Annotated in this window: 12 protein-coding genes; 11 read left to right on the top strand and 1 reads right to left on the bottom strand. The window is 48.7% G+C overall.

The features are described 5' to 3' along the window. Positions 1-5 precede the first annotated feature (5 nt). Complete coding sequence (locus CYJ37_RS16010; protein WP_009795976.1) at positions 6-1,718, bottom strand: Rqc2 family fibronectin-binding protein; 1,713 nt, start codon at positions 1,716-1,718, stop codon at positions 6-8. Between the two features lie 329 nt (positions 1,719-2,047). Here CYJ37_RS16010 and CYJ37_RS16005 point away from each other — a divergent pair, with 329 nt between their 5' ends. The 11 genes from CYJ37_RS16005 to rlmN all read left to right on the top strand — a co-directional run bounded on the left by CYJ37_RS16005 (position 2,048) and on the right by rlmN (position 14,832). Further along, on the top strand, positions 2,048-4,726 hold the full coding sequence (locus CYJ37_RS16005; protein ID WP_009795974.1) for a calcium-translocating P-type ATPase, SERCA-type: 2,679 nt from the start codon (positions 2,048-2,050) through the stop codon (positions 4,724-4,726). 200 nt (positions 4,727-4,926) lie between these two features. Beyond that, the gene (locus tag CYJ37_RS16000; protein ID WP_101551129.1) at positions 4,927-5,802 is read left to right on the top strand and encodes a YicC/YloC family endoribonuclease; all 876 of its coding nucleotides are present in this window, start codon (positions 4,927-4,929) and stop codon (positions 5,800-5,802) included. Between the two features lie 57 nt (positions 5,803-5,859). Next, a complete protein-coding gene (remA, locus tag CYJ37_RS15995; protein ID WP_009795972.1) occupies positions 5,860-6,123 on the top strand; it encodes an extracellular matrix/biofilm regulator RemA in 264 nt (87 codons plus the stop codon). A gap of 10 nt (positions 6,124-6,133) precedes the next feature. Next, positions 6,134-6,748: a guanylate kinase gene (gene gmk, locus CYJ37_RS15990; protein ID WP_009795971.1), complete on the top strand. Its 615-nt coding sequence runs from the start codon at positions 6,134-6,136 to the stop codon at positions 6,746-6,748. 4 nt (positions 6,749-6,752) lie between these two features. Next, positions 6,753-6,974, top strand: a complete 222-nt coding sequence (rpoZ, locus tag CYJ37_RS15985) for a DNA-directed RNA polymerase subunit omega (RefSeq protein ID WP_022543704.1) — start codon at positions 6,753-6,755, stop codon at positions 6,972-6,974. Positions 6,975-7,288: 314 nt separating this feature from the next. Then, a complete protein-coding gene (gene coaBC / locus CYJ37_RS15980; protein WP_101550640.1) occupies positions 7,289-8,494 on the top strand; it encodes a bifunctional phosphopantothenoylcysteine decarboxylase/phosphopantothenate--cysteine ligase CoaBC in 1,206 nt (401 codons plus the stop codon). Next, on the top strand, positions 8,491-10,899 hold the full coding sequence (gene priA / locus CYJ37_RS15975) for a primosomal protein N' (protein ID WP_009795967.1): 2,409 nt from the start codon (positions 8,491-8,493) through the stop codon (positions 10,897-10,899). The genes coaBC and priA overlap by 4 nt, the downstream gene beginning before the upstream one ends. A 70-nt stretch (positions 10,900-10,969) precedes the next feature. Beyond that, complete coding sequence (gene def, locus CYJ37_RS15970; protein WP_035403535.1) at positions 10,970-11,455, top strand: peptide deformylase; 486 nt, start codon at positions 10,970-10,972, stop codon at positions 11,453-11,455. Beyond that, positions 11,452-12,408, top strand: a complete 957-nt coding sequence (gene fmt, locus CYJ37_RS15965; RefSeq protein ID WP_101550638.1) for a methionyl-tRNA formyltransferase — start codon at positions 11,452-11,454, stop codon at positions 12,406-12,408. Before def ends, fmt begins: the two co-directional genes overlap by 4 nt. Next, positions 12,398-13,744: a 16S rRNA (cytosine(967)-C(5))-methyltransferase RsmB gene (rsmB, locus tag CYJ37_RS15960; protein ID WP_101550637.1), complete on the top strand. Its 1,347-nt coding sequence runs from the start codon at positions 12,398-12,400 to the stop codon at positions 13,742-13,744. Before fmt ends, rsmB begins: the two co-directional genes overlap by 11 nt. Then, positions 13,744-14,832 carry a 23S rRNA (adenine(2503)-C(2))-methyltransferase RlmN gene (gene rlmN / locus CYJ37_RS15955; RefSeq protein WP_009795963.1) on the top strand — a complete coding sequence of 363 codons (1,089 nt, stop codon included), beginning with the start codon at positions 13,744-13,746 and terminating at the stop codon, positions 14,830-14,832. The genes rsmB and rlmN overlap by 1 nt, the downstream gene beginning before the upstream one ends. Positions 14,833-14,835: the final 3 nt, after the last annotated feature.

Below are 14,835 nucleotides of genomic sequence, written 5' to 3'. Positions count from 1 at the left end.
TTTTTTTATTGTGATTTTTTTAGTGTCAAAACTGTTTCTTCGTCCGGCGTAACATAAACAGTCTGCTGATTGTCATAGATGACAAACCCCGGTTTTGCACCGCTTGGCTTTTTGACATGGCGCACCTGGGTATAGTCAACAGGCACCGAGCCGGAGCTGCGGGCCTTGCTGAAATAGGCAGCAAGCTTTGCGGCTTCAAGTATCGTTTCATCTGAAGGTGTTTTATCCCTGATGACGACATGAGAGCCGGGGATATCCTTTGTATGAAGCCAGATTTCATCTCTGGCAGCAAGCTTATTGGTCAGATAGTCATTTTGCTTGTTGTTCTTGCCGACATAAATTTCTGTACCGTCTGTTGCTGTATATCTGTCCAGGACTGGCTTCACATTGGCTGATTTTTTATTTTGCTTTTTCTGGCGGATGCGGATATAGCCGCCCTCTGCCAGCTCTTCTCTTATTTCCTCGATATCTTTAGTGGAAGCCGCTTCAACCTGCTGCAAAAGGGACTCAAAGTATGCGGCCTCTTCCTTTGCCTTTTCGATCTGCTCTTTAACAATGCCGGCGGCTGTTTTAGCTTTCTGATATTTGGTGAAATATTTCTGCGCATTCTCTGAAGGAGTTTTTTGCGGATCGAGCGGGATGACCATCGTCGCGCCGTTTTCATCATAATAGTTGATGACCTCGATTTCCTTCATGCCTTTTTCAGCCATATACAGATTAGCCGTGAGCAGTTCGCCGGACAGCTGGTACTGATCGGCATTCCTGGCTTCCTCCAGCGTTTTTTCAAGCTTCTCGATCTTTTTCTCGTTTTTCTCTTTCTCATTGATAATAAAGCGCTCAAGGTCATTTCCCTGCTGCTTGACCCGGTCCCTTTCGGCCTTCCCGAAATAAAACCGGTCCAGCATCCCGCTTAAGGTTTCGAAAGTCCGGCTGCTGCCTCCTGTATGCTCAAGAGGGAACAGGTAAAAATTCTCCTTCTGTCCTGCCGTAATGGCTGGAGTATACTCATGATTTTTAACTGGTCCCAGCAAATCCAAAAATGCCTTGGGAATTGTATTGCGGTTGCTCATTCCTGCCCGTTTGACAGCTTCTTTCGCGAAAAGAGGCGAAATGCCCGCAAATTGTTCCACAAGCTGCTTATCCATTTTCCCGGCATTAAAATCAAGCCTTCTGAGTATATCCTCTTCTTCAAGCCCCAGCGGGTTGATTTTATTCTGTTCCGGCGGTTTTACATATTCCTGGCCGGGCAGGATGGCCCTGTGGCTGTTCAGGGCATATGATACATGCTTGATGCTGTCAAGGATCATATTGCGGCCTTTATCTACAAGTACGATGTTGCTGTGGCGCCCCATGATTTCCACAATCAGCTGTTTGTATGAGATATCGCCAATCTCATTCCGCCCTTTAACATCAAGGATGAGAATCCTGTCCAGGCCAACCTGGCGGATATCTTCCAGTATGTAGCCTTCCAGATGCTTCCGGAGGAGCATGCAGAACATAGGGGGCTCACTTGGGTTTTCGTACGCCTCATGGGTAAGCTGCGCCCGCGCATAGCTTGGATGGGCGGAAAGCAGCAGCTTGTGGTTTTTTCCATTCGCCCTGATGACGAGTACAATTTCGTTTTTGAACGGCTGGTGGATTTTATTGATCCGCCCGCCCTGCAATGTATCTGAGAGCTCATGTGCCATGGCTCTTGTAAACAATCCATCAAATGACATAAGGAACATCCTTTTCTTTTGTCCGGCTGGGGATGATCCCAATCCGGGTGAGTATTTTCAGCGGCTGTTATATGCAGCGCTTTTTTGTTTCTAATATCTTATTTTAGCAAAAATCCTGCAGGATTGCTCATTCTTCCCCTGGCTTCTGGCATTTTTTTGGACAGGTCTGAATAAGATTTCTTAGAGCGGAGTGGGACAGCTTTGTGCCAGAATCTGCCGCAGGGCTGGAAGACGGGGGAATTCATTCAGATCGAGCAGGATTTCTGTCATGGCCTGCTTCAAGGTGGCAGGCTCCCATAGAATTTTAAAGGAGGAAGAGTGATGGCCGGATGAAGTTCCATGAGATGAATGAAAGAGAAGTGGAAGAAGCATTAAATACGGATTTTTCGGCTGGGCTGACCGATGATGATGTGAAAAAACGGAGGAACCAGCATGGCTTCAATGAACTTTCAGAAGGGGAAAAGCAGTCGGCACTGCTGCTGTTTTTCAGCCAGTTCAAAGATTTTATGGTGCTGGTCCTGCTTGCGGCCACTCTTGTTTCAGGGCTGTTGGGAGAATATATTGATGCGATTGCCATCATTGCGATTGTCATCATTAATGGTTTGTTAGGCTTTTTCCAGGAAAGGAAAGCAGAGAAATCGCTCTCTGCTCTAAAGGAATTGTCCGCTCCGCAGGTACAGGTCCTCCGCAGCGGGAAGTGGGTCAGAGTTCCCTCCAAGGATGTAGTCCCAGGTGACCTGCTCAAGTTCTCGAGCGGAGACCGGATTGGTGCAGACATCAGGCTGATTGAATCCAAGAGCCTTGAAATTGAAGAGTCTGCTTTGACGGGTGAGTCGGTTCCTGTCCAAAAGACGACTGCATCTTTAAAAGCAGATAATCCGGGGCTTGGCGATATGGAGAATATGGCCTTTATGGGTACGATGATTACCAGGGGCAGCGGTGTTGGGGTCGTTGTCGCTACTGGCATGAAGACAGCTATGGGCCAGATAGCCGATCTGCTTCAGAATGCTGAAACGATGGAAACACCCCTTCAGCGCAGGCTTGAGCAGCTTGGTAAAATTCTGATTACGGCAGCTCTCCTTTTGACAGTTCTGGTCGTCCTGGTCGGCGTCATCCAGGGCCACGAACTGTACACGATGTTCCTCGCAGGCGTTTCCCTTGCAGTAGCAGCCATTCCAGAAGGGCTGCCAGCCATTGTAACGGTTGCCTTATCGCTCGGCGTCCAGCGGATGATCAAGAAAAAGGCCATCGTCAGGAAGCTCCCGGCTGTAGAAACGCTTGGATGCGCTTCTGTCATTTGTTCTGACAAAACCGGAACGATGACACAGAACCAAATGACGGTCACCCATCTCTGGAGCGGAGGGAAACAGTGGACGGTGGACGGCATCGGCTACGAGCCTTCCGGAACCTTTTATAGTGATGATAAGCGGGTGGATGTTAAAGCCCAGAAGTCACTCCAGCAGATGCTGATGTTCGGGCTGCTTTGCAACCATGCAGAGCTTACAGAGAAAAAAGGGGAATACAGCATTGATGGAGATCCCACAGAAGGAGCTCTCCTGGTAGCGGCTATGAAGGCTGGCTACAGGAGGGAAAGCCTGATGGACCAGTACCAGGTCCTCAATGAGTTTCCTTTTGATTCGGCCAGGAAAATGATGAGCATCATTGTCAAAGACAGAAACGGCAGGCAGTTCATTGTTACAAAGGGTGCACCGGATGTTTTGGCGGGAATCAGCGATTCTATTCTTTGGAACGACAAGCGCCAGATGATGACGGGGGAAATGAAAAAAGAGGTCCAGGAAGCGATTGATGGACTTGCTTCCCAGGCGCTGCGGACCATTGCCATCGGCTTCAGGGAGCTCCCGGCAAACCAGGTGGTCCTTGATGAGAAAGAAGCAGAGAAAAACCTTACGCTGATCGGGCTCCAGGGCATGATAGATCCTCCCCGCCCTGAAGTACGGACAGCGGTGAAGGAGTGCAGGGAAGCAGGCATTAAAACCGTGATGATTACGGGAGACCATGTTATCACTGCCAAGGCGATTGCCAAACAGCTTGGCATCCTGACAGGCAGCAGCAAGGTGCTTGACGGGAAAGCGCTCTCCGAGATGTCCGTTGGCCAGCTGGAGGATGTGGTTGATGAGGTTTCCGTCTTTGCAAGGGTGTCACCGGAGCATAAGCTTAAAATTGTCAAAGCCCTGCAAAACAAAGGACATATAGTTGCAATGACAGGCGACGGGGTCAATGACGCGCCTGCCATCAAAGCTGCTGACATTGGAGTGGCTATGGGCATTACAGGAACAGATGTGGCGAAGGAAGCTTCCGCTCTTGTTCTTCTGGACGATAACTTCGCCACGATCAAGGCAGCGATCAAAGAAGGACGGAATATCTATGAAAATATCCGCAAGTTCATCAGATATCTCCTTGCCTCCAACGTGGGTGAAATTCTGGTGATGCTCTTTGCAATGCTCCTTGCATTGCCGCTGCCGCTGGTTCCTATCCAGATTCTCTGGGTCAATCTGGTTACAGACGGGCTCCCGGCAATGGCTCTCGGACTTGATCAGCCGGAGGATGACGTGATGAAAAGGAAGCCGCGGAGTCCGAAGGAAGGCGTTTTTGCAAGAGGGCTCGGCTGGAAGGTGGTTTCCCGGGGCTTTTTGATCGGAATTGTAACACTGGCAGCATTCATGCTTGCATACAAGAATAATCCGGATCAGCTGGGATATGCCCAGACAGTGGCATTTGCTACCCTTGTCCTTGCCCAGCTCATCCATGTGTTTGATTGCCGGAGCGAAAAGTCAGTTCTGGCCAGGAATCCGTTCGGCAATAAATATCTTGTATGGGCCGTGATTTCTTCTCTTCTGCTGATGATTATCGTCATATACTATCCGCCGCTGCAGCCAATCTTCCACACGATGGCTATACAGCCTGGAGACTGGATTATGATCACAGCACTTGCTTCCGTTCCAACTTTTTTGCTTGCCGGAACGTTTTTGTTAAGAAAAACAAAATAAATTATGGTATAATCCTAAAGGTAGTAGAGAAGCCTCTATTACCTTTTCTTTTGTCTTGAAACGCCGGCAAGCTTTGCTTGCTGCTCAGCATACATAAATCTTGAGATTTGAAAGCCTCATAGCAGCTCCAGCTTTTGGAGACAGGGAAGAAAGTTGCTGTCTGCCGGGAATGGCCCCGAAAAAAGAATGGATGTGATTTTGTGGTTTCAAGTATGACCGGCTACGGCCGGAGCAATAAAAGCACTGATGGCTTCTCGGTCAACATCGAACTGAAAACAGTGAACCACCGGTTTTCCGAGCACCAGCTCCGGATGCCGAGGCAGATGATCAGGCTTGAGGATAAAATAAAGAAGGTTCTGGCCTCCAGGATTAAGCGGGGCAGAGTCGAATTATTTGCCAGCATAGAAGGGGAAGGGGCCGTCAGCCGGAAAGTTAATGTTGACTGGGACCTTCTGGATGAATATTATCAATACATAATGCAAATCAAAGAAAGATATCGTTTGAGCGATGGTCCGTCAATCACAGATCTGGTCAGCCGGGAGGATATGCTCTCCATCCAGGAAGAGGATGCAGCGGATGGAGAGCTTGAAGCGATTGTCATTGAGGCGGTCGAGGAAGCTGCAGAGCGGCTGGTTTCCATGCGGAAAGCTGAAGGAGCAGAGCTGGAAAAAGATATCCGGGTCCAGCTGGATAAGCTGCACGCCTGCCTTGTGCAGCTTAAGAACCTTGCCCCGCTGGTTATCAAGCAATATGGCGACCGTCTTGAGAAGAAGATGACAGAGTTCCTTGGCGAGCAGATTGACCAAAACCGCATCCTGGCCGAGGTGGCTGTGTTCTCTGATAAAGCCGATATAAATGAGGAAATAACGAGGCTTGACAGCCATATCGGCCAGTTTGAAAGCACCCTTCTGCTGGAAGAGCCTGTCGGCAGGAAGCTTGACTTCCTTCTCCAGGAAATGAACAGGGAAGCCAACACGATTGGATCTAAGGCTAATGATTCCTCGATTGCCAGGGAAGTGGTTGAGATGAAAAGCCTTCTGGAAAAGATGAAAGAGCAGGTCCAGAATATAGAATAAACGTTTAAAAGACTTCAATAACGGCCAAAATAAGTAACTGACGATTGGAGGACCACCATGCCGATTAAACTGATTAATATCGGGTTTGGCAATATCGTGTCAGCAAACCGGATTATTTCGATCGTAAGCCCTGAATCAGCACCGATCAAAAGGATTATCCAGGATGCCCGGGACCGGGGCTCTCTTATAGATGCGACATATGGCAGGCGGACAAGGGCTGTCATTGTGATGGACAGCGACCATGTTATTTTGTCTGCTGTCCAGCCGGAGACGGTCGCCCACCGATTAAATGACCGTGATGAAATTATTGATGAAGGGTAGGATCTAATAAATGCAGGAAAAGGGTTTACTAATCGTTCTTTCTGGTCCTTCAGGGGTAGGTAAAGGAACTGTACGAAAACAGATTTTTTCACAGCCGGATACTTCTTTTGAGTATTCGATTTCAATGACTACCAGGCTTCCGCGTGATGGCGAGGTTCACGGAGTCGATTACTTTTTTTCAAAAAGGGAAGAGTTTGAAGAGCTGATCAAACAGGAAAAGCTCCTTGAATATGCCGAGTTCGTCGGCAACTATTATGGTACTCCTGTTGATTATGTAAGGGAGACACTGGATAAAGGAAGAGATGTATTCCTTGAGATCGAAGTCCAGGGCGCACGGCAGGTCCGTGAAAAATTCCCTGACGGCCTGTTCATTTTCCTTATGCCGCCAAGCCTTACAGAGCTGAAAAACCGGATAACGACAAGGGGAACTGAGACAGAGGATGTTATCAAGAATCGTCTGACTGCGGCCAAGGAAGAAATTGAAATGATGAATCTGTATGATTATGTTGTAGAGAATGACCAGGTGGAACTGGCAAGCGAAAGGATCAAATCCATTGTTGTGGCTGAACATTGCCGCAGGGAACGGGTCGAGCCGCGCTATAAAAAAATGCTGGAGGTTGAATGAACTTATGCTGTATCCTTCTATTGACTCTTTAATGACTAAAATTGACTCTAAATATTCCCTTGTATCTGTGGCGGCGAAACGTGCCCGCAAGCTTCAGATTGATGCGAAGCCTCAGCTGGACAAATATGTGTCACACAAAAATGTCGGCAAGGCGCTTGAAGAAATTCATGCCGACGAGCTTCACTACAGATTAGGAGAAGTTCCACAGGGTGAAGAGCTGGAATAAACGTTAAAATAACAACCTGGCATGCGGGGTTGTTATTTTTTTTGCTGCCTGAGCATGCTGGACCCGGCGCTTGATGCTTGGCGGCTCTGAGCAAGCCGCTTCCGCATTTCGATTTGTCCAGCTCCAGGCGCTAGCCCCTCGAGTCATAAGCCACTTCAGGATTGAAGGCAAAGAACGCCTTCTATCCTGAAGCGTCTTATGCTTGTCGGGGCTGAACAAGCGCCTTCCGCATTTCGGTATAAAATAGATGAAATATATGTTCGTTTGGAGCATAATGGAGTTTAGAATATTGGGTTTGGATGGGGGTTCGGTTTATGCTGAATGGAAAAAGGATTCTCTTGTGTGTTACAGGCGGGATTGCTGTTTACAAGGCGGCAGCGCTGACCAGCAAGCTGACTCAGGCCGGCGCGGAGGTTAAGGTCATGATGAGTGAGTCTGCAGTGAAATTCGTGGCGCCGCTGACCTTTCAGGCACTTTCCCGCCATGACGTTTATATAGATACTTTTGATGAAAAAGACTCCAGGGTGATTGCCCATATCGATTTGGCTGATTGGGCCGACCTTATTCTGGTTGCACCGGCGACTGCCAATGTGATCGGCAAGCTGGCCAATGGGATTGCGGATAATATGATCACAACAACGCTCCTGGCTGCGACTGCTCCTGTTTGGATTGCTCCGGCAATGAATGTGCATATGTATGACCACCCGGCAGTACAGAAAAATATCAAACTGCTTTATGAATACGGCTGCAGATTCATTGAACCTGGTGAAGGCTACCTGGCTTGCGGGTATGTTGGGAAAGGCCGTCTCGAGGAGCCGGAAATGATCGTCAGCAATATAGAAGGATTTTTCAGGAACAGCGGAAGCCTTGCAGGCAAAAAAGTCGTGGTGACAGCAGGACCGACAAGGGAAAAAATTGATCCTGTACGCTATATCACCAACCATTCTTCAGGAAAGATGGGCTATGCCATTGCAGAAGAAGCCTTGAAGGCAGGTGCTCTGGTTACGCTGATTTCAGGTCCGTCTTCGCTGGCGAAGCCTGCCGGAGCAGCTGTTATTGATGTTGAAAGTGCCGAAGAGATGTATCAGGCTGTTGATGGTGTATTTGATGGAGCTGATATTGTCATTAAAACGGCGGCAGTTTCTGACTACCGCCCTAAAGTGGTGCACGAAAGCAAGGTGAAGAAGCAGGATGGGGACCAGGTTCTTGAGCTTGAGCGGACCAAGGACATCCTGCTGGATCTTGGCCGCAGAAAAAAACAGCAGATCCTCATTGGATTTGCTGCTGAGACGGATCATGTAGAAGAATATGCCAGAAAGAAACTGGCCAAAAAGAATGCTGATATGATCGTTGCCAATAATGTAAAATCTGAAGGCGCAGGGTTCGGCACAGATACGAATATTATCACCATATACAAAAGAGATGGCGGAGCAATAGCGCTGCCGCTTATGAGCAAGCATGAGGCTGCTGCCAGGATCCTGCAAGAAGCCTCAGCTCTGCTAAAGGATGATAACCGATGAATATTGCGAGTGTCATAGTCGATGTGCCGGCCAAACAGACTGACAGGGCCTTTGATTATAAGATCCCTGACAGCCTTATCGGGGCAATCAAGCCGGGTATGCGTGTCATAGTACCTTTTGGACCGAGAAAAATACAGGGATTCGTCATCGGCTTAAAGGACAGCTCTGATTTCGGCAAGCTGAAGGAGCTCATTGAGCCGATGGACCTGACGCCTGTTCTGAACACGGAGCTTCTTTCTCTCGGCAATTGGCTGACCAGCCATACTCTCAGCTATAAAATATCCGCCTTCCAGGCGATGCTGCCTGCAGCGCTTAAGGCGAAATATACGAAAAAGATAAGGCCAGCCGGCGGCTTGGAAACAGCTTCTTTGCCGGAGGCTGTGCAGAGTGCTTTTGGAACCAGGGACGAGGTACTCTGGGAAGATGCTTCCAAAGCGGGGCTCCTGCCGCTTATGCAGAAAGAAGCGGATAAGGGGAACCTTGAGGTCATCTATGAAGTGAAGGAAAAGGTACGGAAGAAGAAGCTGAAGCATATTATCCCTGCTGCACCGGAAAAGCTGATCAGCTTCAAAGAGGATCTGCCAGTCCAGGCTTCCAGGCAGAAAGAGGTCATCGATTATTTTATTGTTAATAATGGACCTGTTGAATTGCGCGAGCTTCTCCCCGCCCTGGGTGTTTCCGCTTCCACCATCAAAGGGCTCGTTCAAAAGGGCATACTTGCTGAAAAAGAAATGGAAGTCTACCGGGATCCCTATGAAGACCGGAACTTTGAGGCAACATCTCCCCTTACACTGACCCCTGAGCAGGATGCGGCCATCAGGCCAATCCTTTCGTCCATTAATGAAACTGAGCACCATGTCTTCCTGCTGTACGGAGTCACTGGCAGCGGAAAAACCGAGGTTTACCTTCAATCCATTCAGCGCGTTCTTGAGCAGGGGCGGGAGGCGATTGTCCTTGTTCCCGAGATTTCCCTGACTCCGCAAATGGTGACCAGGTTTAAGGGCAGGTTCGGGAATCAGGTTGCCGTCCTCCACAGCGGGCTCTCTGCCGGCGAAAAATATGATGAGTGGAGAAAAATCCAGCGCAAGGAAGTGAAGGTTGTTGTCGGGGCAAGGTCTGCCGTTTTCGCCCCTTTCGAGAACCTTGGGATCATTATTATTGATGAAGAACATGAAAACAGCTATAAACAGGAAGAGAATCCCAGATATCATGCGAGGGATGCTGCGATTGAAAGGGCTCAGTACCACAGCTGCCCTGTTGTCCTCGGGAGTGCGACACCTTCGCTTGAGACCTTTGCAAGGGCCCAGAAGGGTGTCTATAAAAAGCTGGAGCTCACCAAAAGGATGAACAGCCAGCCTCTCCCAAAGGTGGAAATCGTGGACATGCGGGAAGAATTAAGGGAAGGGAACCGCTCCATGTTCTCCCGCCAGCTTCTTGAAAAATTAAAGGACAGGCTGGAGAAGAAAGAGCAGACGGTACTTTTCCTCAATAAAAGGGGACATTCCTCTTTTGTCATGTGCAGAGACTGCGGATATGTCGTCAATTGCCCTAATTGCGATATCTCCCTTACTTACCACCAATACAGCCAGCAGATGAAATGCCATTACTGCGGCCATGAAGATCATGTCCCCCCTGTATGTCCGGAATGCGGAAGCGAACATATCCGCTATTTCGGGACAGGCACGCAGAAGGTGGAAGAAGAACTTGGAAAAATCCTGCCTGAAGCCAGGGTTGTCAGGATGGACGTAGATACAACGAGCCGAAAAGGCTCCCATGAAAGGCTGCTGAACGAATTCCAGGAGGGGCATGCTGATATCCTCCTTGGAACGCAGATGATAGCCAAGGGGCTTGACTTTCCGAATATTACACTTGTAGGTGTGCTTTCAGCGGATACAATGCTTCACCTCCCCGATTTCCGGGCGTCTGAAAAAACGTTCCAGCTTCTGACACAGGTGAGCGGAAGGGCTGGGCGTCATGAGCTGGAGGGAGAAGTGGTCATACAAACCTACACGCCTGAGCATTACAGCATCGAACTTGCCGGTGAGCAGGATTTCGAAAGCTTCTACCGGACAGAAATGATGGTGAGGAAGATGCATCAATATCCTCCCTTCTATTATATATCGCTCATCACTGTCAGCCATGAAGATTTAATGAAGGCAGTTTCGGTGACAGAAAAAATCACGCAGTTTGCTGCGGCAAGGCTGAGCCCGGAGGCTAACATCCTCGGCCCGGTGGCATCGCCGATTCCGCGGATCAATAATAGATATCGCTATCAATGTCTGATAAAATACAAACGGGAACCCGGATTGGAAAAAGTATTAAAATCGGTTCTCGACCATTATCAGCAGGAGATATCTGCAGGTTTGCAGATATCGGTTGATCTTAATCCCTATATTATGATGTAGACGGGGATTAATGGTTATGAGTTTCGGGGATTTTGTTGAAAATAGAGAAAAAGACATTGGAGGCAATGATTTGGCCGTTAGAAAAATAGTTACTTATCCAGCAGAGATACTTGAAGAGCCGTGCGAGACGGTTACTGAATTCGATAAGAAGCTTGTGAAGCTTTTGAATGATATGTATGATACGATGATAGAGTTTGACGGCGTAGGGCTTGCCGCCCCCCAGATCGGGATCAGGAAAAGAATCGCCGTCGTTGATATTGATGATGAAAACGGGACGATTGAGCTCATCAATCCGGAAATCATTGAAACAGGCGGGGAGCAGACAGGCCCTGAGGGATGTCTGAGCTTCCCCGGACTGTATGGAGAAGTGACAAGACCGTTCACTGTTAAAATAAAAGCCCAGGACAGAAAAGGAAAAAGCTTCACACTGGAGGCAGATGATTTTCTGGCAAGGGCGATTCAGCATGAAATCGATCATTTGGATGGTGTCCTGTTTACTTCAAAAGTGAACAGATACCTGGAAGAAGAAGAGTTGGAAGGGTTGGAAAGCGAATGACAAAAATCGTATTTATGGGAACACCGGATTTCTCGGTGCCTATCTTAAAGCAATTAATATCGGAAGGCTATAATGTGATTGCAGCGGTAACGCAGCCGGACAGGCCGGTCGGCAGGAAAAGAGTCCTGACGCCCCCTCCCGTCAAGGCGGAAGCTGTAAAGCAGGGAATCCCTGTCTACCAGCCCGAGAAAATCCGCGTAAAAGAGGAGCTGGAGAAGATCCTGGCCCTTGAGCCTGACCTGATCGTCACAGCTGCATTTGGCCAGATTTTGCCGAAGGAGCTGCTGGATTACCCTAAATACGGCTGCATCAATGTTCATGCTTCCCTGCTTCCTGAGCTGAGGGGCGGCGCACCGATCCATTATTCGATCATCCAGGGGAAAGAAAAGACAGGCATCACCATCATGTATATGGCTGAAAATCTGGATGCAGGCGATATTCTGACACAGGCTGAGGTTAAAATCGATGAGCAGGATACAGCTGGATCTCTGTTCGATAAGCTGAGCGCTGCGGGGGCAGCACTTCTGTCAGAGACACTTCCCAAGCTGCTAAAGGGTGAACTCAAGCCAATTCCCCAGAATGATGAAGAGGCGACATTTGCTTATAATATAAAAAGAGAGCAGGAACAGGTAGATTGGACCAAGACTGGCGAAGAGATATACAACCATATCCGCGGCATGAATCCCTGGCCTGTTGCTTTTACCACTCTTGACGGGTCAGTAGTGAAACTGTGGAGCTCTGAAAAAGTCGGCTTGAAGGAAAAAGCCCTTCCCGGAACAGTTGTCGGGATAGAAAAAGATGGCTTTATCGCGGCAGCCGGGAATATGACCGGCATTAAGATTACCGAGCTGCAGCCGGCAGGAAAGAAAAAAATGTCCGGAGAACAATTTCTCCGCGGTGCAGGCTCTTCCTTGAGCATCGGCACTGTGCTGGGAGAACAGCATGGCGAATAAAAATGTGCGCGAGGCAGCGGTAGAGCTGCTGGAAGCGATCGAAAAAAACCAGTCATACAGCAATCTCCTCCTGAACAGCAGCATCAAGAAAAACGATATCAGCAGCAAAGATGTCGGGCTCCTTACTGAGCTTGTCTACGGAACCCTGCAAAGGAAAATGACCCTTGATTATCAAATGGAGCCATTCCTTAAGAATCCCAAGAAACTTGAAAGCTGGGTGAGGCAGCTGCTCAGGATCACTTTTTACCAGATGATCTATCTGGATAAAATCCCTGACCGTGCCGCTATCTATGAAGCGGTGGAAATAGCCAAGCGCAAAGGGCATAAAGGTATTTCCGGGATGGTGAATGGCGTGCTGAGAAGCCTTCAGAGGCAGGGTGCCCGCAGTCTCGACAGCATCAAAGACAGTGTGGAAAGGCTGGCAATGGAAACGAGCCATCCGCTCTGGCTTGTCAAGCGATGGGTCGACCAGCTCGGGTTTGAACGCGCAAAAGAAATGTGCGAGCTTAATCTGACAGCTCCCATGCAGACAGGAAGGGTCAACCTTATGAAAGTAAGCATGGATGAATGCATGGCAATGCTGGAAGAAGAAGGCTACCTAGTAGAAGCCAGCCCTGTCATCCCCGAGGCAGTCAAAAGCAAAAAAGGGAATCTTGCTCATTCACGGGCATTCAAGGAAGGCTATCTGAGCATCCAGGATGAAAGTTCTATGCTTGCGGCATATGCCCTGGGAGCAGAAAAGGATAATCATGTTCTTGATGCCTGTGCCGCTCCGGGCGGGAAAACAACCCATATTGCCGAAAAGCTTGGAAATACAGGACAAGTCATCTCCCTTGACCTGCATGAACATAAGGTTAAGCTTATTGATGACAATGCCAGAAGACTGGGACTGTCAAATATCGAGACAAAGGCGATGGACAGCAGGACAGTACAGGAACACTTCAATGCGGGCTCTTTTGACCGCATCCTGCTTGACGCCCCATGTTCAGGCCTTGGTGTAATGAGGCGGAAGCCTGACATGAAATACACTAAAAAAGAAGAAGATATCATGCACCTGCAGAAGGTGCAGCTCAAACTGCTGGAAGCAGTCGCCCCTTTGCTGAAGGACGGGGGAACCCTTGTCTACAGCACATGTACAGTGGATCGGGAAGAAAACGAAAACGCCGTGAGGCAATTCCTTGATTCACATCCCGAATTCTCCGGCGACCATTCCTTAGCAGAGAGACTGCCTGATGCAGTGAAAGCATTGGCAAAAGATTTTGAACTACAAATATTGCCCCAGGACCTGGGGTCGGACGGCTTTTATATAGCCAGCCTGAGAAAGAAGGTGCAATAGTGGAAAACGTTAAAACAACAGAGAAGAAGCAGACAGCCGAGCAAAAACCATCCATCTATTCATTGCAGCTCGATGAGCTGAAGGATTGGCTCAAGGAAAATAACGAGAAGGCATTCCGTGCCGCCCAGATTTTCGAATGGCTTTACCAGAAACGGGTGGCATCATTCGAAGATATGACAAACCTCTCAAAAGCTTTGAGAGATAAACTGAATGAAACCTTTACCCTGACGACATTAAAAACACTTATCCAGCAGACCTCTTCGGATGGAACAATCAAGTTTCTGTTCGAGCTTCATGACGGCTATTCCATCGAAACCGTTTTAATGCGCCACGAATACGGAAATTCCGTCTGTGTGACAACTCAGGTGGGCTGCCGGATAGGCTGTACATTCTGCGCTTCCACACTCGGAGGATTAAAACGTAATTTAGAAGCAGGAGAAATCGTTGCCCAGGTCGTAAAAGTACAACAGGCACTTGATGAAACGGATGAAAGGGTCAGCTCTGTTGTCATCATGGGCATCGGCGAGCCATTTGACAATTATGATCATATGATGTCTTTCCTAAGAATCATCAACCATGATGACGGGCTCAATATCGGAGCGCGCCATATTACGGTTTCAACAAGCGGGATCATTCCGAAAATCTACAAATTTGCAGATGAAAACATGCAGATCAACTTCGCAGTTTCCCTGCATGCGCCAAACACGGAAATCCGCAGCAGGCTGATGCCGATCAACCGTGCATATAAACTGCCGGACCTGATGGAAGCCATCCGCTATTATGTCGATAAAACGGGCAGGCGGGTAAGCTTTGAATATGGCTTGTTCGGGAGTGTAAATGACCAGGTGGAGCATGCTGAGGAGCTGGCTTCTCTGATTAAAGGGCTGAAATGCCACGTGAACCTGATTCCCGTCAATTATGTGCCTGAAAGGGATTATGTAAGAACACCGAAGGATCAGATCTTTGCTTTTGAAAAAGCGCTGAAGAACAGAGGTGTGAACGTGACCATCCGCCGTGAGCAGGGCCATGATATTGATGCAGCATGCGGCCAGCTCCGTGCGAAGGAGCGCAAAGAAGAGACGAGGTGACAG

This window comes from Bacillus sp. UMB0728 (assembly GCF_002858875.1).
In the GTDB taxonomy this organism is placed as follows: Bacteria; Bacillota; Bacilli; order Bacillales; family Cytobacillaceae; genus Bacillus_AB; species Bacillus_AB infantis.
The sequence above is the reverse complement of the archived record's forward strand: the minus strand, read 5'-3'. Positions and strand labels throughout refer to the sequence as shown.

Excerpts from the sequence above, each read along its gene's own strand:
- remA (WP_009795972.1), top strand. The coding sequence starts at position 5,860 with ATGCCGATTAAACTGATTAATATCGGGTTTGGCAATATCGTGTCAGCA.
- fmt (WP_101550638.1), top strand. The coding sequence starts at position 11,452 with ATGACAAAAATCGTATTTATGGGAACACCGGATTTCTCGGTGCCTATC.
- coaBC (WP_101550640.1), top strand. The coding sequence starts at position 7,289 with ATGCTGAATGGAAAAAGGATTCTCTTGTGTGTTACAGGCGGGATTGCT.
- CYJ37_RS16005 (WP_009795974.1), top strand. The coding sequence starts at position 2,048 with ATGAAGTTCCATGAGATGAATGAAAGAGAAGTGGAAGAAGCATTAAAT.
- CYJ37_RS16010 (WP_009795976.1), bottom strand. The coding sequence starts at position 1,718 with ATGTCATTTGATGGATTGTTTACAAGAGCCATGGCACATGAGCTCTCA.
- rpoZ (WP_022543704.1), top strand. The coding sequence starts at position 6,753 with ATGCTGTATCCTTCTATTGACTCTTTAATGACTAAAATTGACTCTAAA.
- priA (WP_009795967.1), top strand. The coding sequence starts at position 8,491 with ATGAATATTGCGAGTGTCATAGTCGATGTGCCGGCCAAACAGACTGAC.
- gmk (WP_009795971.1), top strand. The coding sequence starts at position 6,134 with ATGCAGGAAAAGGGTTTACTAATCGTTCTTTCTGGTCCTTCAGGGGTA.
- rsmB (WP_101550637.1), top strand. The coding sequence starts at position 12,398 with ATGGCGAATAAAAATGTGCGCGAGGCAGCGGTAGAGCTGCTGGAAGCG.